Annotated in this window: 22 protein-coding genes; 8 read left to right on the top strand and 14 right to left on the bottom strand. The window is 66.7% G+C overall.

From position 1 onward, the window contains the following. Window positions 1-3 precede the first annotated feature (3 nt). The 4 genes from GCN75_RS27450 to GCN75_RS27435 all read left to right on the top strand — a co-directional run bounded on the left by GCN75_RS27450 (window position 4) and on the right by GCN75_RS27435 (window position 5897). Window positions 4-1098 (top strand): N-acetylglucosamine-6-phosphate deacetylase, encoded by a 1095-nt coding sequence (locus tag GCN75_RS27450; protein WP_152285176.1) that lies wholly within the window; start codon window positions 4-6, stop codon window positions 1096-1098. 38 nt (window positions 1099-1136) lie between these two features. Next, window positions 1137-2930, top strand: a complete 1794-nt coding sequence (locus tag GCN75_RS27445) for an MFS transporter (protein ID WP_152285175.1) — start codon at window positions 1137-1139, stop codon at window positions 2928-2930. 223 nt (window positions 2931-3153) lie between these two features. Continuing rightward, window positions 3154-4551 carry an amino acid permease gene (locus tag GCN75_RS27440; RefSeq protein ID WP_152285174.1) on the top strand — a complete coding sequence of 466 codons (1398 nt, stop codon included), beginning with the start codon at window positions 3154-3156 and terminating at the stop codon, window positions 4549-4551. 59 nt (window positions 4552-4610) lie between these two features. Then, entirely contained in the window at window positions 4611-5897 is a 1287-nt protein-coding gene (locus tag GCN75_RS27435) for a DUF445 domain-containing protein (RefSeq protein ID WP_152285173.1), read from the top strand. A 7-nt stretch (window positions 5898-5904) separates the two neighbouring features. On the opposite strand, the gene GCN75_RS27430 is transcribed toward GCN75_RS27435, so the two are convergent. Together GCN75_RS27430 and GCN75_RS27425 are read right to left on the bottom strand one after the other, a co-directional pair. After that, complete coding sequence (locus GCN75_RS27430) at window positions 5905-6927, bottom strand: LLM class oxidoreductase (protein WP_152285172.1); 1023 nt, start codon at window positions 6925-6927, stop codon at window positions 5905-5907. A gap of 18 nt (window positions 6928-6945) precedes the next feature. Next, window positions 6946-7596 carry a glutathione S-transferase family protein gene (locus GCN75_RS27425; RefSeq protein ID WP_152285171.1) on the bottom strand — a complete coding sequence of 217 codons (651 nt, stop codon included), beginning with the start codon at window positions 7594-7596 and terminating at the stop codon, window positions 6946-6948. 121 nt (window positions 7597-7717) lie between these two features. Between GCN75_RS27425 and gcvA the strand changes: the two genes are divergently transcribed. The 3 genes from gcvA to GCN75_RS27410 all read left to right on the top strand — a co-directional run bounded on the left by gcvA (window position 7718) and on the right by GCN75_RS27410 (window position 11377). Continuing rightward, complete coding sequence (gcvA, locus tag GCN75_RS27420) at window positions 7718-8623, top strand: transcriptional regulator GcvA (RefSeq protein ID WP_152285170.1); 906 nt, start codon at window positions 7718-7720, stop codon at window positions 8621-8623. A gap of 62 nt (window positions 8624-8685) precedes the next feature. Next, window positions 8686-10491 carry a PHA/PHB synthase family protein gene (locus GCN75_RS27415; RefSeq protein ID WP_152285169.1) on the top strand — a complete coding sequence of 602 codons (1806 nt, stop codon included), beginning with the start codon at window positions 8686-8688 and terminating at the stop codon, window positions 10489-10491. A gap of 31 nt (window positions 10492-10522) precedes the next feature. Beyond that, a complete protein-coding gene (locus tag GCN75_RS27410) occupies window positions 10523-11377 on the top strand; it encodes a universal stress protein (RefSeq protein ID WP_152285168.1) in 855 nt (284 codons plus the stop codon). A gap of 29 nt (window positions 11378-11406) precedes the next feature. Here the strand turns inward: GCN75_RS27410 and GCN75_RS27405 are convergent, their stop codons facing one another. The 6 genes from GCN75_RS27405 to GCN75_RS27380 form a co-directional block, all read right to left on the bottom strand. Then, window positions 11407-12612 (bottom strand): hypothetical protein, encoded by a 1206-nt coding sequence (locus GCN75_RS27405; RefSeq protein ID WP_152285167.1) that lies wholly within the window; start codon window positions 12610-12612, stop codon window positions 11407-11409. Between the two features lie 66 nt (window positions 12613-12678). Next, the gene (locus GCN75_RS27400; RefSeq protein WP_152285166.1) at window positions 12679-13338 is read right to left on the bottom strand and encodes a glycoside hydrolase family 19 protein; all 660 of its coding nucleotides are present in this window, start codon (window positions 13336-13338) and stop codon (window positions 12679-12681) included. Between the two features lie 137 nt (window positions 13339-13475). Further along, a complete protein-coding gene (locus GCN75_RS27395; RefSeq protein ID WP_152285165.1) occupies window positions 13476-14099 on the bottom strand; it encodes a DUF2589 domain-containing protein in 624 nt (207 codons plus the stop codon). Between the two features lie 159 nt (window positions 14100-14258). Next, a complete protein-coding gene (locus GCN75_RS27390; protein ID WP_152285164.1) occupies window positions 14259-14828 on the bottom strand; it encodes a hypothetical protein in 570 nt (189 codons plus the stop codon). Beyond that, window positions 14815-15096: a hypothetical protein gene (locus GCN75_RS27385; protein WP_152285163.1), complete on the bottom strand. Its 282-nt coding sequence runs from the start codon at window positions 15094-15096 to the stop codon at window positions 14815-14817. The genes GCN75_RS27390 and GCN75_RS27385 overlap by 14 nt, the downstream gene beginning before the upstream one ends. A 56-nt stretch (window positions 15097-15152) precedes the next feature. Further along, window positions 15153-15686, bottom strand: a complete 534-nt coding sequence (locus GCN75_RS27380) for a DUF2589 domain-containing protein (protein ID WP_152285162.1) — start codon at window positions 15684-15686, stop codon at window positions 15153-15155. Window positions 15687-15911: 225 nt separating this feature from the next. Here GCN75_RS27380 and GCN75_RS27375 point away from each other — a divergent pair, with 225 nt between their 5' ends. Further along, the gene (locus GCN75_RS27375; RefSeq protein WP_152285161.1) at window positions 15912-17342 is read left to right on the top strand and encodes a hypothetical protein; all 1431 of its coding nucleotides are present in this window, start codon (window positions 15912-15914) and stop codon (window positions 17340-17342) included. Window positions 17343-17408: 66 nt separating this feature from the next. On the opposite strand, the gene GCN75_RS27370 is transcribed toward GCN75_RS27375, so the two are convergent. The 6 genes from GCN75_RS27370 to GCN75_RS27345 all read right to left on the bottom strand — a co-directional run. Beyond that, on the bottom strand, window positions 17409-17960 hold the full coding sequence (locus tag GCN75_RS27370; protein WP_152285160.1) for a hypothetical protein: 552 nt from the start codon (window positions 17958-17960) through the stop codon (window positions 17409-17411). A gap of 24 nt (window positions 17961-17984) precedes the next feature. After that, on the bottom strand, window positions 17985-19064 hold the full coding sequence (locus GCN75_RS27365) for an extracellular catalytic domain type 2 short-chain-length polyhydroxyalkanoate depolymerase (protein WP_152285159.1): 1080 nt from the start codon (window positions 19062-19064) through the stop codon (window positions 17985-17987). 106 nt (window positions 19065-19170) lie between these two features. Next, window positions 19171-19785: a helix-turn-helix domain-containing protein gene (locus GCN75_RS27360; RefSeq protein WP_152285158.1), complete on the bottom strand. Its 615-nt coding sequence runs from the start codon at window positions 19783-19785 to the stop codon at window positions 19171-19173. Between the two features lie 221 nt (window positions 19786-20006). Beyond that, the gene (locus GCN75_RS27355) at window positions 20007-20984 is read right to left on the bottom strand and encodes a threo-3-hydroxy-L-aspartate ammonia-lyase (RefSeq protein WP_152285157.1); all 978 of its coding nucleotides are present in this window, start codon (window positions 20982-20984) and stop codon (window positions 20007-20009) included. A gap of 33 nt (window positions 20985-21017) precedes the next feature. Beyond that, window positions 21018-22010 (bottom strand): ornithine cyclodeaminase family protein, encoded by a 993-nt coding sequence (locus GCN75_RS27350; RefSeq protein ID WP_152285156.1) that lies wholly within the window; start codon window positions 22008-22010, stop codon window positions 21018-21020. Window positions 22011-22014: 4 nt separating this feature from the next. Beyond that, the coding region (locus tag GCN75_RS27345) for a helix-turn-helix domain-containing protein (RefSeq protein WP_193317682.1) at window positions 22015-22196 on the bottom strand (182 nt) is incomplete at its 5' end.

Below are 22196 nucleotides of genomic sequence, written 5' to 3'. Positions count from 1 at the left end.
CACATGCTGAGCGGCAGAATCCTTACCCCATCTGGCTGGATCACGGGCACCATCACCTTTGACCAGCGTATCGTCCAGATACAAGAAGACCCTGCCGCCGACAGCGCGCTGACGATTTTGCCCGGCTTTATCGACCTGCACGTGCACGGCGCGGCCGGCGTCGACATCATGGAAGGCGCAAACGCGGGCGCCACCGTGGCGCAGGTGCATGCGCGCCACGGCACCACGGCCCTGCTGGGCACCACCCTGACGGCAAAGGAGCCGTCGATCCGCCGCGCGCTGCACGGCCTGGCCGGCGTCATCGCCGAGCGTCCCGCGAACGGCGCACGCATGCTGGGCGTGCACCTGGAAGGACCGTTCCTGAATCTGCACCGCCTGGGCGCGCAGCCACCCGACGTGGTGCAGGCCAGCCTGGCGCTCGTGCAAAGCTTTCACGCCATCGCCCCCATCAGGGTATTGACCATGGCGCCGGAAATCCCCGGCCACCTGGAACTGATCCCGCAACTGGCGGCCATGGGCATCCGCGTGCAGATCGGCCACAGCGCCGGCACGTATGACGAAGGCGTGGCGGCGCTCAACGCCGGCGTCTCCGGCTTCACGCACCTGTACAACGGCATGACGGGCATGACCCATTACGACCCGGGCATGGTGGGCGCGGCGCTCGCGCATGCCGAATACGCGGAAATCATCCCCGACCTGCAGCACGTGGCCAAGGGCGCCCTGCGCGCGGCCCTGCGCGCCATCCCCCGCCTGTACGGCGTGACGGACGCCACCTCGGCCACCGGCATGCCGGACGGCGAATACGGCCTGGGCACGCAGCGCGTCTACAAATGCCTGGGCTGCGTGCGCCTGGCCACGGGCTCGCTGGCCGGCAGCGTGCTGACCATGGACCAGGCCCTGCGCAATTTCGTCGACCTGGGCCTGGACCTGGCCGACGCCTCGAACCGTTTGTCGCTGTACCCGGCCGACTACCTGGGCGAATCCGAGCGGGGCCGCCTGGCGCCCGGCGCCTGGGCCGATATCGTCGTCCTCGATGCCAGCTTGCAGCCCGTGTCCGTCTTCGTCGAAGGCGCGGCCATCGATCTTTCCACCCGCTAGACCACCTCACCCCACCTCAACCCCGTCCCGGAGTTTTCATGCACGACACGTCACACAAGGCCCCCGTGTGGGCCATGCGCTACCTGCTATTTATTGCCGGCATGGGGGGATTGCTGTACGGCATAGACATCGGCATCATTGCCGGCGCCCTGCCGTACCTGGAATCGACGGCCTCCGTGGCCTGGAAACTGACGGCCCAGCAGCTGAGCTTTATCGTCGCTGCCGTGCTGCTGGGCTCGGTGTTGTCGTCGCTGTTCGCCGGCGCCCTGGCCGATATCCTGGGCCGGCGCTGGGTGATGTTCCTGGCCGGCGCCCTGTTCAGCGCCAGCATTCCCCTGATCGCGCTGGCTGACGGCTACATGCCGCTGCTGCTGGGCCGCCTGCTGCAAGGCATCAGCGGCGGCTTGATCGGCGTCGTCGTGCCCCTGTACCTGGCCGAATGCTTGCCCGCGCAACAGCGGGGACGGGGCGCCGCCCTGTTCCAGCTGCTGCTGACCATCGGCCTGGTGGCCGCCGCCCTGATCGGCCTGCTGCAGGCGCAGACGGTGGAAACGGCCACGCAGGCGGCGCAAGCGCTGCCGGAAGCGGGCCGCATCGCCGCCATTTTTAGCGCCAAGGACCACGCCTGGCGCAGCATCTTCTGGGTCTGCCTGACGCCGGGCCTGGTGTTTACCATCGGCGCCCTGCTGCTGGCCGAGTCGCCGCGCTGGCTGGCCCGCCGCGGCCGTGTCGAACAGGCGCGCCAGTCGCTGCTGCGCACGCGCCTGCCCGCCGCCGCCGACCTGGAACTGCGCGAAATGCTCGATACCCCCGAAAATGCGGCCAGGACGAGCGGCGCGGCCAAGGTCAAGGACCCGCTGCTGAGCCGCCGCTATGTGCTGCCCTTCCTGCTCGCCTGCCTGATCCTCGCCTGCACGCAGGCGACGGGCATCAATTCCATCCTTGCCTATGTCGTCAACATCCTCAACCAGGCGGGCCTGTCGGGCGCCTCGGCCAACATGGCCGACGTCTTGCTGAAAGTGCTGAACGCCGTGATGACGGTGGTAGCCGTGCTGCTGGTGGACCGCAAGGGCCGCAAATTCCTGCTGATGCTGGGCACGGGCGGCATCGTCGTCTCCTTGCTGGCGGCCGGCCTGCTGTTCCGCGGCGCCGAGGCGCACCTGGCCGACGTGCGCCCCGCCATCGCGGCCCAGGTCCAGAACGACGGCCTGGCCGTGCACCTCGATGCAGCCACCCTGACGGCCCTGGGCGCGGCCGCCGACGGCACGCCGCAGCAGCTGACCATCGCCTACGCCTACGGCCCCTTCACCAATGTGAAAAGCCTGCGCAGCGACGACCCCGTGCTGCGCCAGGTGACGATCGCCCGCGAAGACGCCGTGCAAGCCGACAGCGTAATCGGCGTGTTCTTCCGCAAGCTGCACCTGAACCCGTTTGCCGACCCGGCCGCCGGGCGCGACGCGCCGCTGCGCATCGAGAAGGCCAGCCTGGGCCCCGTGCCCTCGCCCACACACGGCTGGCTGGTGGCGATCGCCATCTGCGTGTTCGTTTCCAGCTTTGCCGTGGGACCGGGCGTGTGCGTGTGGCTGGCCCTGTCCGAGCTGATGCCGACGCGCATCCGCTCGAACGGCATGAGCATCGCGCTGCTGGTCAACCAGTTCGTCTCGACGGTGATCGCCGCCATCTTCCTGCCCACCGTGGGCTTGCATGGCTATTCGACCCTGTTCTTCTTCGGCGCCGGCTGCACCGTGCTGTATTTCCTGGCGGCAGCATTTTTATTGCCGGAGACGAAGGGCAAGACCCTGGAAGAAATCGAAGCCCATTTTTCGAAATAGCCAAACAGGCAACTATTTACGCCATTAAAGCAGTCTCCTTTACAGCCCCGGTCCATCATCCCGGGGCTTTTTTTTGGGCCTGCCGCCGTGGCCCCCGTGGCAGGCGCGCACGGCACAGTACATATTTCCTTCTAGAATGCCTGCCGCCTGGGCTAGAATCTGGCTGCGTCGTGCTACTCACGAGGCGGCAATGGCGCCATGACAAAAATTACCAGGAGACACAGTGAGCTTATTTAGAACCAAGAATTTGGATGATATGATCGCCCACAGCAAGAAGCCGGGAGGACTGGCGAAAGTGCTGGGCCCGTTTGACCTGGTGCTCATGGGCATAGGCGCCATCGTCGGCACCGGCATTTTCGTGCTCACCGGCACGGGCGCGCTGACGGCCGGCCCCGCCCTGTCGCTGTCGTTCGTCGTGGCGGCCGTGGCCTGCTGCTTCGCCGCCCTCTGCTATGCGGAATTTGCCTCCACCGTGCCCGTGGCCGGCTCCATCTACACCTACAGCTACGCCACCCTGGGTGAGCTGGCCGCCTGGATGATAGGCTGGGACTTGCTGCTCGAGTACGGCCTGGCCGCGGCCGCCGTCTCCGTCGGCTGGTCCGGCTACTTCCAGTCGCTGCTGTCGGGCTTTGGCATCGTGCTGCCCGTCGCGCTCACCGCCGCGCCCGGCGCCCTGCCCGGCGTGACCACCTTCATCAACCTGCCCGCCCTCGTCATCATGCTGGCCCTGACGGCCATGCTGGGCTGGGGCGTGCGCGAATCGGCGCGCCTGAACAACGTCATGGTGGCCATCAAGGTGGGCGTGGTGCTGCTGTTCATCATCTTCGGCGCGCGCCACGTGCAGCCGGCCAACTGGCAGCCCTACATGCCGTTCGGCTATCACGGCATGCTGAGCGCGGCGGCCCTCGTCTTCTTCGCCTTCATCGGCTTCGACGCCGTCACTTCGGCCGCCGAGGAAGTCAAGAAGCCGTCGCGCGACTTACCGATCGGCATCATCGGTTCCCTGGCCGTGTGCGCCGTGCTGTACGTGGTGGTGTCGGCCATCATGACGGGCATCGTGCCCTACCAAAAATTCCTCGGCGTCGACCATCCCGTCTCGCTGGCCCTGCAGTATGCGGGCGAAAACTGGATCGCCGGCTTCGTCGACCTGGGCGCCATCCTCGGCATGACCACCGTGATCCTCGTGATGGCTTTCGGCCAGACGCGCATCATCTTCGCCATGTCGCGCGACGGCTTGCTGCCCAAGCGCCTGTCCACCGTGCACCCGCGCTTCCACACGCCGTTCTTCGCCACCTGGCTGGTGGGCATCGTGTTCGGCCTGATCGCCGCCGTGATCCCCCTCAACATCCTGGCTGAACTGATCAACATCGGCACCCTGGCCGCCTTCACCATGGTCTCCGTGGCCGTGGTGGTGCTGCGCAAGCGCCGTCCCGACCTGCCGCGCGCCTTCCGCTGCCCCGGCGTGCCGTACGTGCCGGCGCTGGCCGTGATCCTGTGCGTGGGCCTGATGAGCTTTCTCAGCTGGGTCACCTGGGTGGCCTTCACCATCTGGCTCGTGATCGGCCTGGTCATCTACTTCGGCTACGCGCGCCGCCGTTCGCTGCTGCATCCGCAACAGTAATCGCATCACTGCGCCATCGCAGTAAGATGGCGGTCTCGCAACCCTGCAGGCCGCCATCCATGCAACGTTCCCCCGACCTCATCGCACAACTGGACCAGAGCACGGACCAGCTCAAGCGCGCGCGCCTGCGCAGCATGCAGTGGCTGGCCGTGGGCTTGCTGCTGCTGGCCGCGCTGGTCTTTGCCGTGGCCCGCTCGCAGCGGGGCGGCCATCCCGCCTGGGGCTACGTGGAAGCGTTTGCCGAGGCGGCTATGGTGGGGGCGATTGCCGACTGGTTCGCCGTCGTCGCCCTGTTCCGCCACCCGCTGGGCATCCCCCTGTGGCATACGGCCATCATCCCGAACAGCAAGGCGGACATCGGCCGCAGCCTGGGCGCCTTCGTGGAAAACCATTTCATTACCGAACAAGGCATCGCCGAACGCATCGTGCAGGCCGATCCTGCCGCGCGGCTGGGCGCATGGCTCGGCGACGAGACCCACGCGCGGCAGCTGGGCATGGCCAGCGCTGGCATCGCCAGGCAATTGCTGGCGATGGCCGACCATGAACAGCTGGGACGCCTGCTGCGCGAGCAGGCCAGCAGCTACCTGGGCCAATTGAATGTGTCGGACGTGGCGGCCGACTGCATCGATGCGCTGATCGCCGACGGCAAGCCGCAGCTGCTGCTGGACTTCATGCTCGACCGCAGCGCCGCTTACCTGGACGACGAACGCCACCACGCCGCCATCGGCGACTTCGTGCTGGGCGCCTTCCAGATCGAAAACGCGCTGGTGAAAAAGGCCGTGAAAGCATACGAGCCGCGCATGATCGCCTCGCTGCAAAAGTTTGCCGTCGCCGTACGCGTCGATCCCGCCCACCCGCTGCGCCAGCGCGTCGCCGGCTGGATCGCCGACAGCGCGCTGCACCTGAAGGCCGACCCGCACTGGCAGGAGACGGTGCGCCGCTACCAGCTGCAGCTGGTCGCCAGCGACACGGTGCAAGCCATGCTGGGCGACGTCTGGAACCACCTCCGCACGCGCCTGCAAGCCGACCTGCACGCGGACCAGCCCGTGCTGGCGCAAGCGATCGCCGGCCTGGCGCGCAACACGGGCCAGGTGCTGGGCACGGACCAAGCTGCGCGGGCATGGCTGAACGATGCCATCGTCGCCGGCAGCGGCGCGCTGGTGCGCCGCTACCGGGGCGAGGTGGGCGCCTTCATCGCCGCCCGCCTGGACCTGTGGAGCAAGGAAGAGATGAGCGAGCGCATCGAACTGGCCATCGGACGCGACCTGCAATTCATCCGCATCAACGGCACCATCGTGGGCGGCCTGGCCGGCCTGCTGATTTATACGCTCAGCCGGGCGTTTTGAACCATGCTCACCAGCGCGGCACGGCGCGGGCCGGCGCCGCATGCGAGGGGAAATGCGGCAGCACTTCCTGCGCCAGCTCCTGCAGCACCTCCGCGGCCGGGCGCCGGCCATGCTGGATGCCCAGCGCCGCATGGTTGACGCCCGCCTCGCGCCACTCTCCCAGCAGGTCGATCAAGCCCTTGCGCCCCGTGCACAGCACGTAGCCGCTGCGCACCGGCGTGCGCGGATAATCGGGATCGTCCACCAGGTCCAGCCACTCGTTGCACATGTGGGGCCGAAAGCCGCCGTCGGGGATGCAGGCGCGCCAGGCGCGGATCTTGTCCGCCAGCCGGCGCGGCCCGTCGGGCGTATCCGTCGCTTCCGGATACGTGAGCCAGCCATCGGCATGGCGCCCTATCCACTCCAGCGGCTGGCCCGAGGAACTGGTGACGACCAGGGGAATGGCCCCCGCCACGGGCTTGGGCAGCAGTTCGAGTCCCTCGAGCATGCCCAGCGGGCCGCTGATGCTGGCGGCGCCCTCTTGCAGCAGCTGGCGGAACATGTGCACGGCCTGCGCATAGCGTACGCCGCGCGTGGCGTGCGGCACGCCATACGCGGGAAATTCGCCGGCGCGGTCGCCCGAGGCCGTGCCCAGCACCAGGCGTCCGCCCGACAGCTGGTCGATGCTGGCGGCCGCCTTGGCCAGGTCGACGGGATGGCGTAAGGTGAAGATGGCGCTGCCCGTGGCCAGGGCCAGCGAATCCGTGCGGGCAGCAAGATACGCCAGGTAGGTCCACGGGTCGAACAGCTGGCCCGCATCGCCGAAACGGGGATCGAACAGGGGAATGTCGCGCACCCAGGCGGCGGCAAAGCCTTGCCGGTCCATGGCGGCGACCAGCTCGGCCTGCCCCGCCAGCGCCTGCATGTCACCCTGGTAAAAGCGCAGCGGCAGATAGATGCCGAGGGTGAGCGCGCCGGGCGCGAACATGCGGCGGTAGCCGCGGTGGTGCGTGAAAGCGTGCGACGACGCGCCGCTGGTATCGATAGCCATGGTCTTCCTTCAGGCAGGTCAGGCGCCCGTGGCGGGCGCGGGAATGGTGACGCCCAGGCGGACGGCCGGACGCGCCGCCACGCGCGCATGCCAGGCTTGCACGTGGGGCCAAGCGGCAAGGTCGAAGCCGACGATGCGGGCGATATGCAGCCAGCCGAAGCTGGCGATGTCGGCCACCGAATACGCGTCGCCCGCCAGGTACGGACTGCGGGCCAGGCGGCCATCCAGGGTGGCCAGCGCCGCGTCGCTCAGCTGGCGGAAGTGCGCCGCGGCGGCCCCATTCGCGCCCCCTTCGGCGATCTCGAAATGCACGCGCTGGCCCAGCAGCGGCCCCATGCTGGCCGCATGAAACAGCAGCCAGGTGACGGCGGCCCAGCGCTGCTGCGGGTCCGCCGGCAGCAAGCGTCCTGTTTTCTCGGCCAGGTACAGCAGGATGGCGGCCGATTCGAACACGGTGACGCCCGTGTCGCGGTCGACCAGCACGGGAATGCGGCCGTGCGGATTGAGCGCCAGGAAAGCGGGCAGCCGGTGTTCTGCGTGCTCGATGCGCACATGGTGCAGCTGGTACGGCAAGCCCAGTTCGGCCAGCGCGATGGTGATCTTGAAGCCGTTGGGCGAACTGTCCGTGTACAGCGCGAGCGCGGCAGGTTGTGGTGCGGAAGCAGTCATGGTGTTTCCTTCATTAGAATTTCTAAAGTTAATTGCGGCGGCGAACCCCGCTATAATCGCCGCGGCATCGTAAAAAATGAAACGATGATTTTTCGCCGCAGACTATAGAAAAACTAAATCCATGAAACATCCCCTGCCGCTCCAGGCCTTGCGCGCCTTTGTCGAAGTGGGCCAGCGCGGCAGCATCAAGGCTGCCGCCGAGGCGCTGCACGTGACGTCGGGCGCCGTCAGCCAGCAAATCCGCCTGCTGGAAGAACGGGTCGGCACGCCCCTATTTACGCGCGAACGCCAGGGCTTGCGCCTGACGGAAGCGGGCGCCCGGGTCCACCCCACCCTGCTGGCCGCGTTCGCGCAGATCGCCAGCGCCAGCGAGGCGCTGGAAGACCTCGCGGGGCGCCAGACGCTGACCGTCAGCACGGTGGCCACCTTTGCCGCCGCCTGGCTGGTGCCGCGCCTGGGCCGCTTCAACGGGCGCTACCCGCAGATCGAGGTGCGCGTGGAAGCGACATCGGCCTTGGTCGACCTGCGCCGCGACAGGGTCGACGTGGCGCTGCGCCACGGCCTGGGCGAGTATCCGGGCCTGCAGGCGACGCGGCTGATGGCGCCCGTGCTGGTGCCCGTCGCCAGCCCCGCCCTGGTGGCGGGCCAGCCGCCCATCGCCACGCCGGCCGATTGCCTGCGCTACCCGCTGCTGCACGACACGGACCGCGCCGACTGGCCATTGTGGCTGGCCGCGCATGGCGCGCCCGGGGATGCCCGGGCCGCACGGGGCAGCGCTTTCGAGGATGACTTCCTGCTGATCCGCGCGGCCGAGGCGGGCCAGGGCCTGGCCCTGGTGCCGCAGCTGTATGCGCACGCGGAAATCGCCGCCGGGCGCCTGGTGCAGGTGCTGGACTTGCCGTGGCCCGCGCGCTTCGCGTATTACCTGGTGACGCGGCCCGATGCGGCCGCGCGCCCCGCCGTGCAGGCGTTCATGGCATGGATCATCGACGAGGCACAGGCCGATGCCCCATCCAGCCAAACTTGATGTAGATCATAATTTTTTGAACAAGCTCTTGCTATCCTGTAAAAAAATGACAGGAGTCCTGGATGAGCACAGCGCGGCAGGCGAATACGGAGCAGACAAGGGAACATGAGCGCCAGGGCAGCGCCTGGCAAGGGGTGCCCGTGCCCGATTACCCGGAAAGCGCGCCCGAAGGCGCCACCCTGGACTTGCTGCTGAACGCCTGGCTGGGCAAGTTCACGGGCGGCATCTCACCGGCCGCGCTGGGCAACGCGTATGCGGACTGGCTCAGCCACCTGGCGCTGGCGCCATCGAAGCAGCAAACCCTGCTGCAGGAAGCGTGGAAGAAGATCGCCCGCTGGCAGCAGTACGCCGTACAGTCCGCGCTGCCGGGTGCCGGCGCGGCACCACCGTGCATCGCCCCGCTGCCGCAGGACCGGCGCTTCGACGATCCCGCCTGGCAGCGCTGGCCGTACAACCTGGTCTACCAGGGCTTCCTACTGCAGCAGCAGTGGTGGCACCGCGCCACGACGGGCGTGCGCGGCGTCGCGCCGCACCACGAGGATGTCGTCACGTTCACCGTGCGCCAGTGGCTCGACATGCTGGCGCCATCGAACTTCATGCTGACCAATCCCGTCGTGCAGCAAGCCACCTTGGCCAGCGGCGGCGCCAACCTGGCGCGCGGCATGGCCCACATGGCCGACGACTGGCAGCGCGCCGCCATGGGCCAGCATGCGCCCGACCAGCGCAGCTACCAGGCAGGCGGCAACGTGGCCGTCACGCCGGGCAAGGTCGTCTACCGCAACGACTTGATCGAACTGATACAGTACGCGCCCGCGACAGCGCGCGTGCATGCCACGCCCCTGCTGTTCGTGCCCGCCTGGATCATGAAGTTCTATATCCTCGACCTGTCGCCGCACAATTCGCTGGTGCGCTACCTGGTGGAACAGGGCCACACGGTGTTCATGATTTCGTGGAAAAACCCCACGGAAGAAGACCGCGAGCTGTCGCTGGAAGACTACCGCCAGCTGGGCGTGATGGACGCGCTCGACGCGGTGGGCGCCATCACGGGCGCGCCGCAGGTGCACGCGGCCGGCTACTGCCTGGGCGGCACCCTGCTGGCGATCGCCGCCGCGACCATGGCGCGCGATGGCGATGCACGCCTGGCCAGCATCACCATGCTGGCGTCGCAGGTGGATTTCAAGGAACCGGGCGAACTGTCGCTGTTCATCGACGACAGCCAGGTCAGCTTCCTGGAAGCGGCCATGTGGAAGCAGGGCTACCTCGATACGAAGCAGATGGCGGGCGCCTTCCAGCTGCTGCGCTCGAACGACCTGGTCTGGTCCCGCCGCCTGCGCCACTACCTGCTGGGCGAAGACGAACAGGACAGCGACCTGATGGCCTGGAATGCGGACGCCACGCGCATGCCCTGCCGCATGCACTCGGAATACCTGCGCCGCTTGTTCCTGCACAACGACCTGGCCGAAGGCCGTTACCGCACGGCGGGCCGGCATATCGCCCTGCCCGACATCGGCGCGCCCATCTTCGCCGTCGGCACCCTGACGGACCACGTGGCGCCGTGGCGCTCCGTCTACAAGCTGCAGCTGCTGACCGACACGGACGTCACCTTCCTGCTCACCTCGGGCGGCCACAATGCGGGCGTGGTCTCGCCGCCGGGCCAGCCGCGCCGCAGCTACCAGCTGGCCACGCACCGCCACGACGAACCGTATATCGACGCGGACAGCTGGCAGCGCGACGTGCCGCGCCACGACGGTTCGTGGTGGCCCGCCTGGCAAGCGTGGCTGGCGGCGCGCCCCGGTGCGCTGGCGGCGCCGCCGCCCATGGGTCCCGACCTGGGCGACGCGCCCGGCAGCTACGTGCTGCAGACGTGACAACCGACACCCGACAACCGAGGAAAACGCCATGCCCTACACCACCCTGCTCGTCCACGTCGACAATTCCCGCCACTGCGCCCAGCGCATCCGCCTGGCCGTGCGCCTGGCCATCGCCGAAGGCGCCCACCTGATCGGCTCGGCCATGAGCGGCATCTCGCGCTACGCGTATGGCGGCGGCGTCAATGCGCTGCAGTTCGCGCCCGCGCAGATGCAGGCGCTGCGCACCCAGGCCAGCGTAGCGCTGCACGACTTCGAGCGCATCGCCCGCGAAGAAGGCCTGGCCACCTATGAAACGCGCTTCGTCGACGACGATGCGCAGGGCGCGCTGCTGCTGCAGGCGCGCTATTGCGACTTGCTGATCCTGGGCCAGACGGACGCGCAGGATACGCCGTCGCGCGTCATCGCCGGCACGCCCGAATACCTGATGCTCCATTGCGGCCGGCCCGTGCTGATGGTGCCCCATGCGCCGCTGGCGCCGTCGACGGCAGCAGCGGCCGTCGGCCAGCGGCCGCTGCTGGCCTGGAACGGCAGCGCCGAAGCGCTGCGCGCCATCACCGATGCGCTGCCGCTGCTGCAGCGCGCGCAGCAGGTGACCCTGGCCGTCGTCAATTCGCACGCCCAGCCGGCCGCGCATGGCGAGCAGCCGGGCGCCGACCTGGCCCTGTACCTGGCGCGCCACGGCGTCAACGTCGAGGTGCTGCAGCACGACACGCCGCCGGGCCAGGACGTGGGCACGGCCCTGCTGGCGATGACGGCGCAGCGGCGCTGCGACCTCGTCGTGATGGGCTGCTACGGCCACATGCGCCTGCGCGAAGCGCTGCTGGGCGGCGTCACGCGCACGGTGCTGCAGGACATGACCGTGCCCGTGCTCGTGTCGCACTAGCGCGCAGGCGGCGCGGCCGCGGCCGGAACTTACAGGTCGCGCACGGCCAGGATGCGCACCTGGCCCGCGCCCTGCACGTTCCCGCCGTTATTCCACAGCAAGCTGCCCTGCACGACTCCCAGCGTGGTCTGTACTTGCGCGGCGACGGCCGTCAGCACCGTGCCACCCACGACTGCGCCGCTGCTGGCCGCCACCAGGCAGTTGCCCGCAGGTGCGGGCGCGCTGTTGGGACCGTTCCACACCTGCGTATGGCTGCCTGCGCTGCCGTTCAGATTGCCCAGTCCATCGCAATTAAAGGCATACGAACGGGGCGTGGGCGCGCCGGCCGGCTGCAGGCGGATGGAATCGGACACCAGCCGCATGCCGCCCGACGGCACCAGCTGGATCTTGACGGACTGCCCCGCCGTGCGGATGCGGCCATAAGGGTTGGCCGAATTGCCGCTGCGTGCATGGTCGAGGCAGATTTCGATGCCGAAATCGATGGGTTTGCCCAGGCTGTCGTTGATGCCGGGGATGCGGAACAAGGCGCCGCCTTCGTTGACGCCCATGACATCGGCAGGCACGACGGCACGGGGGTCGAGCGGCAGCACGGTGCCGGGCGTGTGCTGCGTCACGGCGCCATTCCACTGCAGGAAATCGATGGGCGAAATGTAGTGCTTGCGCGAGACGTAGTTGTCCGTGCCATGCAGGGCGCCGCCGCGCTGGATCAGCGCGCAATTGTAGATTTCGCCGGGCTGGCGCACGTCGATGACGAATTTGCCGTCGCGCTGGCGGGCGGACGGGAACGAGGCGCTCAGGGCCGTGCCGAAGACGAACACCCAGTCCTCGTATTTCGCTTGCGCCACCAGCGCCCGCAAGCCGCCGAACAGGCCGCGCCAGCGGCCATTGTAGGGCGCGGGCAGGTTGAACTCGGCCGGCGCCTGGCCGTCCCAGCCGTCGATCAAGTCGTGCAGATAGGCACCGCCCGCGCCCCGGTACAGGAATTCGGGCGCCATGAAGACCTTGAGCGTGCCCGCGCTGCGGTCGCTCGACAGTTCCGCCTTGGCGATGGCGTCGGCCGTGAATGCCAGGCGCGCCTCGATGTCCCAGCACTGCCCCAGCGCATCCGTGCGGTTATCGGGCGTCGGGTCGAGCAGGCCGCTGTACAGGCCCGTCTTGACCGGCGGGCGCGTGACGACAAACGGACCCGTATGGACTTCCCACGAAATGAATTGCACTTTGCTGTAATTGCTCATGTGATTGCCTCTTCAATAAAAAAGTTAAACAGGAGGGCCATGGCGCGCGGGCGCCGGCCCTGGTACTCAGGCGGCGGCGCCGACGCCGAGGATCTTGCAGGCCCGTTCCCAGTAGGCGCGGCGCTGCGCCAGGCCATTCAGGCCGCCGTTGATGCGCCGCGTGATTTCGCTGAAGTGCGCGTCGCCGCCCGCCTGCACGGTGCTGTCGGCCAGCTCGTTCAAGCCGTGCGCGCGCCAGAACCAGGCAGCCGACAGCGCCGCACCCGCCGGCTCCTGCAGCAGGTCCGGATGCGCGAGCGCATCGCAGCCCATGGCGGCCGAAAAATGCGCATAGTTGTCGCGCCCCGTCAGCTGGATCAGGCCGCGGCCCCGGTAGGCCCAGCCATCGCCGCTGGCCTCGTCGCCATTGCCCATGCGCTGCGCATACACCTTGTTCGCCAGTTTTTGCGGGTTGTGCCCGTACTGTTCGGCGATCTGGTCCGTAGGAAAGCGCTGCGGCCACACCTGGCGCAGGCGCTGCGGGCTATAGCTGAGAAACTCCTGCAACTGGCGCAGCTCCGACGACTCCAGCAGGACTTGCGCCAGGAACGCCGCCTGCCGCGTGACGCTGTCGATGGCACAGGCGCGCATGCCGTTGTTGAGCGGCTCCGTCCACAGCTGCGCGCGCGTGTCGGCATCGGACGTGGTGAGCATCGCGGCCAGCTCGGTTGTGCTTAGTTCATGCATACTTCTCCCCCTCATGAGAATGGCTTAATGGGCTGCGGTAATGGACTTCTGATGGACTGCGGCGGGCACAGGCTTGCAACGCCGCATGGCGCCATGGACGGGCCATGCGGCGCGCGAGCTATGCCGTCACTGAGGCATTACGGCTGATGCGCCACTGCTGCTGGCGGGGCAACGCGCGGCTGGATCGACGTTTGCAGGATGTCCAGCACGCGTGCCAGGCCTTCGGGCATGCCTCCGTCTTCGGCCAGCACCTGTACGTGGTACTTCGCCGAATTGTCCGAGCTGCGCGTGTTTTCCTTGTGCGTGGCAACCGAGCCTTCCAGATGCACCTTGACGCTGACGGGGCCCCAGCCGGCCTTGATGTCGGCCGAGAATTTGCCCGACTTGTCTTCCGTCTCTTTCGAGCTGAACGACGATTTCACTTCCATGTCGAAGGTGATGTCGACCTTGGTGATCGACAGGCTCGGGATCTTCACGATCGCCAGCAGCGGCACGTCCAGCGAGACGGACTCCTCCACGGTCTTGCTGGGGTCGGCCGGATCGGCCACGGGGCGGGTGAAGGCGAAGTGCGCGAGGCGGGTGGCGCCCACGCCATCCTTGTCGTTGTCGGACGGCGGCATGAAGCCGATGTACTTGATGAAATCGGCGGTCGCATGCGCCAGTTTCACTTGCGCGTCGCATGCGGCGGTCAGCGGGCCGCCGATCAGGTCGCCCATCGGCAAGCCTTTGAATTGCGATGCCATGTCAATAATTTCAGCCATTATCTACTCCTTTAAGATTAAACCCTTGCGGGTAACAGGAATCCACTTCGTGGATTAATATCAAACACCGCTTTTATTAACTTCCGCGATGCCGACATTATTAGATTACGCTTGAAAATAAATGATTGAATGGCAGTTTCTGACCATCGCATTAATAACTCAACGACGCAGGGAAATTAAATAACGGCGTATTTTCTTTTTAATGGAAACGGCCGTAACCTGGGTATCGTGCAGCTGTTTCAATTGCTGTTGCAATGCCGGTTCCAGGCGCACGATGCAATCGATCGCGCCCCGGTAGCCGGGCCGCGTCGCCGCCGCCAGGCTGATGGCGGCGCCCGCCGGGTGCGCATCGACGGTCAGGGCCAGCAGCGGTGCCGGCCGCAGCAGACGCCGCCACCACGATGGCCGGCGCAGCAGCAAGGCCGGCTCCGTCTTGCGTTCCCAGCCAAACTGGCGCTCGATGCAATAGCCGTACACCGTCACGCCCAGCGACTCCAGGCACCAGGCGTACTGGCGCTCGAACTGCCGGGAGGGAATGTGGCTGCTGGCGCCCGCGCCGGCGGGCGCATCGGGCAGCACGTAATGGAACGGCGCGGCCGCCGGCGCGAGACGGGTGCCGTCCAGGCTGGCCACGCGCAGCGCCGCATTCGCCGCCACGTGGCTGCGCGCGACCGCCGCGCACAGCGCTGGCGCCTGCCACTGTGCGGGGCGGCGCTCAGCCCTGGCCATGCTCGTCCAGGAACATCGGCTTGCGGTCGAAACCGATGTTATAAACGGCATATTGCAGCACCACCTGGTGTTCGCCGATATTATATAAACCGAAACTCTTTTCCACATTCAGCACATAACCGCGCGGCGTCGATGCCAGGCAGAGATTCACCAGATCCATGGCTTGCTGCACTTCCGTTTCTGTTTTCATGCTTTGCGGATTATCGTTGCCGACAACGATGCGCTTGATAAAGCGGATATTAGTCAAATGAAAATTATTCGTGGCCAAGACATTCTCCTGAAAATAGACAATAGGCGGATTAATAGGCAGGCATGGCGGCCAGGTCAGGCCGTTTCGCCGCTCCGCCCCATGGCGACGGGACCCTGCGCCTTGACGACGTCGTTGACCAGCCGCGCCAGGCCTTCCGACTTCTCCGTGGCGACCAGCTTGAGCTTGATGTGCACGGCATTGCCGTTCTTGCTGGCCAGCCCGCCATTGCCGGCATTGACCATCAGTCCCGCCTTCTTGTCGGCCGGGGCCGCGCGGCCCAGCTGGTCCATGATGCCTTCGTGCACGCCGCCCCGTTCATGGTCTTCGAACGCGCCCAGTTCCACGTCCAGCTCGATCTCGGCCTCGCCGATGATCAGCGAACTGTGCGGCACGAGCGAAATCACGGGCACGCGGTAGTGATAGAACGCTTCCGGCGCAGCACCGCTGTGTATCGCGGGCAGTTCCACGTCGATCACGGTGGGCTGGTGCCGGTCGTCGAAGAATGACGCGATGTTGGCCAACTGCGCCTTTTCCACCATGTGCTGCGCATTCATCACCGAGCCGGCAATTGCCCGCACCATGTCCTCAAGACTCGTCAGGACAGCCATAGATTTCTCCCTATCTGGTTGATGTAACAGTTAAAAAAAGTAGCGACACAGCGAGCATAGACCCGTGCCATGGCGCCATGCCTGACCGATTCTGACGCCCGCCGCCAGCGCCAGAGATGGTCAGTCCCCGCCTGCCCGCGCGCCCTAGCATGGAATGTCGGGCGCCTGCGGCCACGGCCGGTGGCGCGCTTCATCAACGAGCGGAGAACGGAGGACGGCATGAACATGAACGCGGTAAAAAAAACCTTGCTACGTGGAACACTGATACCCGCAGCGCTGCTGCTGGCAGCGGCGCCGGCGGTCGCCGCCGGCGAGGCAGGCCAGGACATCTGCTCGGCGCGCTTTCGCGGCATGCCGCAGCAGCAGGTGGACGCGATGCGCCAGCCCGTGCAGGAAGCCATCGAAACGCTGGACAACGCGCGGATCGAGCTGCCGTCGCCGAGCCTGCCCAGTGGCAACATCAACTACCTGAGCATCAAGCCCAGCTTCGCCGAGCAGACGGACAAGGTATGCGTGATCGGCTACTTCGAGCTGTGGCGCAACAACAGCTACAGCACCCTGCCCTTGCTGGTCGACCATGTCGCCGTCGTCGACAGCCCCGATCCGCACGATGCGGCGCGCACCGTCGCCACCACGCGCATCTACTTCCGCACGCCCAGGATCGAAGAATTCAGCAATGCCGACGACTTGAAAGGCAGCTGGAATTTCTGGAACCGCCACCAGCCGCTGCGCCTGAAGATCGCCGCGTTCGACTATGAGGATGGGCAGCGCGGCCACGTCCACTTCGGCCGCGAAATGAAGCTGACGATCTCGGGCAAGGCCGCCAGCATGGTGGCGGCGATGCTGTTCGCCGCAGGCTGCTACCTGCTGGCCGCGGCGGCCATTCCTGCGCTGGGCGGCAACGGCGCGCAGCCGCCCCTGCCCTGGCGCCAGCGCTGGCGCCACTTGCTGCCCTGGTACATCACCGGTTCGGGCGGCCATGCCAGCCTGTCGCAGATGCAGATGCTGCTGTTTACGCTGATCGTCGCCACCTTGCTGTTCTACCAGTGGCTGCGTACGGGCCTGCTGCAGGAACTGTCGACGGACCTGCTGTACCTGATCGGCATTTCCACGGCCGGCACGGCGGGCAGCCAGATCACCACCTCGATCAAGAAGGAGCTGGAACCGCAGCTGTATGCGTATGCGCAACAGCTGGGCTGGTTCACGGCGCCCCTGGCCGGCGCGCATGCGCAAGCCAGCGCCGCCGAACTGCTGCAGACGGACAAGCGTTTCGACATCTACAAATTCCAGATGCTGGTGTTTACCGTGGTGATCGCGGCCTATGTGATTGCCAGCGGCGCCGATGCCCTGGGCAATATCCAGATCTCGGCCACCCTGCTGACCTTGATGGGCATGAGCCAGGGCGCCTACGTGGGCGGGCACGCGGCGTCGGACCAACTGAGCCCCCTGGAAGACCAGCTGACGGGCATGCGCGACCTGCAGCAGCGCTACCAGGCCAGCACGGACATGCGCGTGAGCGAGGAACTGCGGCGCCGCTTCCAGCTGGCGGCGGCGCAGGCCGGCGTGATGTTCAGCCGTATCTTCCCCCGCACCCTGCCCGACTACATGCTGGACATGCCCCTCGATGCGGCCTCCCCGGCCAAGGCGCCTGACTGACGGCGGGTGCGCAGGCCACAAAAAAAGGAGAGGCACGCCTCTCCTTTTTCTTGCCGCTCAGGCCATTCAGTCGGCCGGCGCCTGCCTGCCCTGCGCCATGTCATCGAGCGCCTTGTGCGTGAGGATGCCGGAGGCGGCTTGCGCCGCGTTCAGCAGCGACGCCGTCTCTTCCGCGCCGGTGCGCAGCACGCCGCCCACGTCGGTCAGGAAGCCCGCCACCACCATGGAGACATCGTCGCGCGTCTGCGCCGCCTGCAGGTCCTGCACGCAGGCGTGCGCGCGCTGCGCAAAACCCTTGATGGTGCCGTTGCTTTGCGCCGACAGGTCATTGGACAGCTGCGCATGCAGGTCCATCAGGGTGAGCACGGTATCGGACGTCAGGCGCGCATCGAAGGAAGCGAGCTGCGTGCGGAACAGCGCGGCATAGGCATCGGATTGCGCCTCGCTCCATTCCTTGCTCATTTCCAGGGTCGCCTTGAGCAGCTGCGCCATCTGCGCGGGACCGGCGTGCGCGCCGGCTTCGCGCAGGCTGGCATCGCCGGCGGACGCGAACTGTTTGTACACGTCCAGCGATGACTTGCCAAAGGACAGCCATTGGGTCAGTGGATTAAATGCCATGATCGTTCGCCATTTCAGGAAAGGTTAAGGAGCAGGAGCGGCAGCGGCGGCGCGCGGCTGGCCAAGGCGTTGCAGCATGGCGACGACGGCGGCCATCTGCGGTGCGCTGCGCGTCTGGAAATCGGGCCGGTGCTGGTCTTCGCCGGAATAGCCCCAGAAATCCCAGCAGCCCCTGGGATTGGGCGGAATGCCGCCGGACGGACGCACTTGCGGGTACAGCACGATCATGCGGTTCGCATCGGCATATTCGTTGTAGCCCGTGCCCATGTAGAAGCGTTCGCCCAGCTGCGAGGCACCCTGCTGGCAGCCGTGGAACGCCACGTGCACGACGCAGGCATTGTCCTGGCACTCGCGCGGCACATAGGCATACCCCGCCTCGTCCATGCTGGAGCGGCTACCCTTGATGAATTCGCGCTGATCGAACTTGATGATGATCCCCGTCAGCGGGCCGGTGGCGGCAGGCCGGCTGCGCGCGCCGGACAAATGCGTCAGCAGTTCGGCCGACTGGGAAAAACCGCAATTGTTGATGTACGGCGCGCGCGTTTCGGCGCACGCCGCGTCCTGCTCGCGCGCCGTGATGATCGCATGGCCCGCTTCATTCCTGCGATACAGGATGGCGTCCTGCCGCACACCGGCAAGCCGGTAGTATTCTGCCACCTGGTCGACGACGATCGTCCTGACCGTCGCGTCGCTTGCGCCGCTGAACACGTAGACGCGCTGGCGCGCCAGATTGGCTACCGGATCGATAGTCCCTTCCTGCGCGCGGCGCTGTGCGCTGCGCCAGGAGACGGCCGCACTCGGCCCGACGGCGGCGGAGAACGGCGACATGCATGTGGTTACGGCGTTCTGCAGCGGCGACTGGCCGGGATAGGTGGAGGCGCAATCGTAGGGTCCGGCGGCAATCACGCCGACGCCCTTGACCAGCGAGGAATATGCCGTTGCCAGCTGGGCTGCCATGAAGCCGCCCGAGGAAATGCCGGACACCGTGGTCTGGCTCAGGTCTGCCCCGTAGCCCGGCAATGCGGGCCCGGCGGCGGACGCCGCCAGCGGGATTGCTGCCAGTAACAGGCCGCATGGAACGGCCATCATCAATTTCATTTTCATAATCACCTTTCAATAAACGTTATATTCAATCGCAGGAATTGCCCGTTTATTTTAAGGTGCGGCATCACGGCCGGCATGACACTTTATGACATATCTCTTTACCGGCTCACGGATCGATGATTAATACCTCGCCAAAAGAAAACCCGCGTACCCGCTCGGTATTGAGCGGCAATTTAACGCCGGCGCACGATTCCACTTTCTTGCGCAGCCTTCTTAACATGGTATCGATGCGGTTCTGGTCGTACGACAGATAATCCTCGCCAAATGCCTGCACTATCTGCTTGCGCGAAACAGCCTCATTCACTTCCACCAATGCAAAGTTCTTGATGAATTTGAATTCCAGGCTGGTTAATTCCACGATGCGGCGATTTGGTGCCTCAAGGCAACGGTTTCCCATGCTGAGGCGCCATCCCGGCATGAGCTGGCGGGCCAGGTTCAGGATGCAAGTGAGCAGGCGCGGCCGCAATTGAATGGCGCCGCCGCTTTCGGCGGACGCATTGGCGTTGAATATGCGGATATCGCGCGACTCGCCGCCACCCGCGAGATTCAACGCCCCGCTGCTTGAGACAAATTCATGCGGCGGCATTAATTCGCCCATTGGCCGATTCAAATAAGATGCCAAATCCCGCACTTCGACGACCTGATAACCTGCGCTCTGAAAAAGCCTGGCCAGTTCGTGACTGCGTTCGGTATCGGCCCCTAACAAAAGTAGATCTATCATTCCGTTTATCTCTGTTCTTGTTTTTGAAGAGTAAACAGTAAGGTAAAGTAAACGGCGCAACCTGACATAATCTGACGCGATTATGCGGGCAATAGATCGTGGAGCCGGATAGTATTCGGGCGAACACTATCCGGCAGGCTGGGCAGGCAGCGCCAGACGCGCATCGGGAGGGCGTGGCCAGACCCGCTGAACGGGCCCGGCGCGGCAGAATCGGGCTGGCCTTAGCGCGCCTGGCCGCCCAGCAGCTCGCAAAAGCGCGGCATGTCCACGTTGCCGCCGCTGATCAAGATGCCCACGCGCTTGCCGCGCAGCTGCTCCTTCATCTGCAGGGCGGCGGCAAAGCCCAGGCAGCCCGTGGGCTCGATCACCAGCTTCAGGCGCGAGGCGGCAAAGCCCATGCGCTCGACCAGCTGCGCGTCGCTGACCGTCAGCACGTCGTCGACGTCGCGCCGGATGATGGGGAAAGTCAGATTGCCCAGGTGCTGCGTCTGCGCGCCGTCCGCGATCGTCTTCGGCGTGTCGATGTGCACGATCTGCCCCGAACGGAACGATTGCTGTCCGTCGTTGCCCGCTTCCGGCTCCACCCCATACAGCTTGCAGGCGGGCGACAGCGCGCGCGTGGCCAGGGCCGAACCGGCCAGCAGGCCGCCGCCGCCCAGGCACACGAAGAAGGCATCCAGCTGTCCGACTTCCTCGAAGAGTTCCATGGCGGCCGTGCCCTGGCCCGCGATCACGTGCGCATGGTCGTACGGCGGAATCAGCGTCATGCCCTGCTGCTCGGCCAGTTCGCGGCCGATCTGCTCGCGGTCCTGCGTGTAGCGGTCGTACAGCACCACGTTGCCGCCGTAGCCGCGCGTGGCGGCGATTTTCGCGGCCGGCGCATCGTGCGGCATGATGATGGTGGCGGGAATGCCCAGCAGCTGGGCCGACAGCGCGATCGCCTGCGCGTGGTTGCCGGACGAGAAAGCCACCACGCCGGCGCGGCGCTGCTGCGCGTCGAACTGCGACAGCGCATTGTAGGCGCCGCGGAACTTGAAGGCGCCCATGCGCTGCAGGTTTTCGCACTTGAAGAAGACCTGGGCGCCAAACTCCGCGTCGACGGTGCGCGAAGTGATGACGGGCGTCCTGTGGGCATGGCCCGCGATGCGGCGGGCGGCCGCCACCACGTCGGCGTAGGTGGGGAGTGTCAGGTTCTGCATGCTGTGTCGCCTTTCAGTGCGGGGTTGGATGGCCTACCAGGGCCAGGAAATGTCGATGCCGCTGCCGGCCGCTGCCGCCTGGCGATGGACCAGGCGCGCCACGGTCAGGTCTTGCAGGGCCAGGCCCGTCAAGTCCAGCACCGTGATATCGCCGGCGCTTCTGGCCAGCGCCGCGCGCGCGTCCAGCAAGTCGCCCAGGCTGTGGCACGGGACGTCGGGCGCCCACTGCGCTTCGCCGATGCTTCTCGCCTGCGCGACGTCGTCGACCACCAGGCGCGCGCGCGCCAGCAAGCCTGGCGGCAGCTCGCGCTTGCCGCGCGTATCGGCGCCGATGGCGTTGACGTGCGTACCGGGCTGCACGGCGGCGGCGCTGAACAGGGGGCCGCGCCCCGGCGTGGCCGTGATCACCACGTCGCTGCCCGCCACGGCCGCATCGGCGTCGGGCGCATGGGCAATGCCGATGCGGTCCGCAAAGGCCGCCTCGAAGCCGGCATGCGCCTGGCCGGTCGAGCTCACATAGCGCAGCTGGCGCAAACGCGGCAGCACGCGCAGCGCATACTCGGTCTGCACCCTGGCCTGCACGCCCGTGCCGAACACGCACAATTGGGCGCTGTCGGGCCGCGCCAGCAGCTGTAGTCCCAGCGCGCCCGCCGCGCCCGTGCGCGCCGTGGTGATGGCGTTGCCGTCGATGATGCAGACGGGCCGCCCCGTGGCCGGGTCCAGCAGCATGATGGTGGCCTGGTGCGGCTCGCCGCCTGCGGCGCGGTTGGCGGGCCAGAAGCCGGCCGCCTTGAAGCCCAGCAGGTTTTCGGCCGGTACGTCGCCCGCCTTGATGCCGAACACGCCCCCTGTCGCCAGCGCTTCGCGGATGACGGGGAACACGCGGCCCTGCTGGCGGCTGTGCAGCACGAACGCTACGCGCACGGCGGCCAGCACCTCGTCCGCCTGCAGGTGGGCGGCAACGGCAGCCGCGTCGAGCAGCAGCAGGCGCGCCGCGCCGGTCGCCATTGTGGTCGGTGGCGTCATGCGTTCATCCTTCCTGCCGCGCGTAGGTGTAGACGGCGGCACGCGACACGCCCAGGTGTTCCGCGATGATTTCCATGGCGCGCCGCATGTCGAGCAGTCCGGCCCCGCGCAGCTCCTGCAGCAGGACGCGCCGCGCCGGCGCTTTCAGGGTGCGCGGCGTGGCGGCCAGGCGCGCCGCGAACTGGT

This window comes from Janthinobacterium violaceinigrum (genome assembly GCF_009208555.1).
GTDB lineage: Bacteria > Pseudomonadota > Gammaproteobacteria > Burkholderiales > Burkholderiaceae_D > Janthinobacterium > Janthinobacterium violaceinigrum.
The sequence above is the reverse complement of the archived record's forward strand: the minus strand, read 5'-3'. Positions and strand labels throughout refer to the sequence as shown.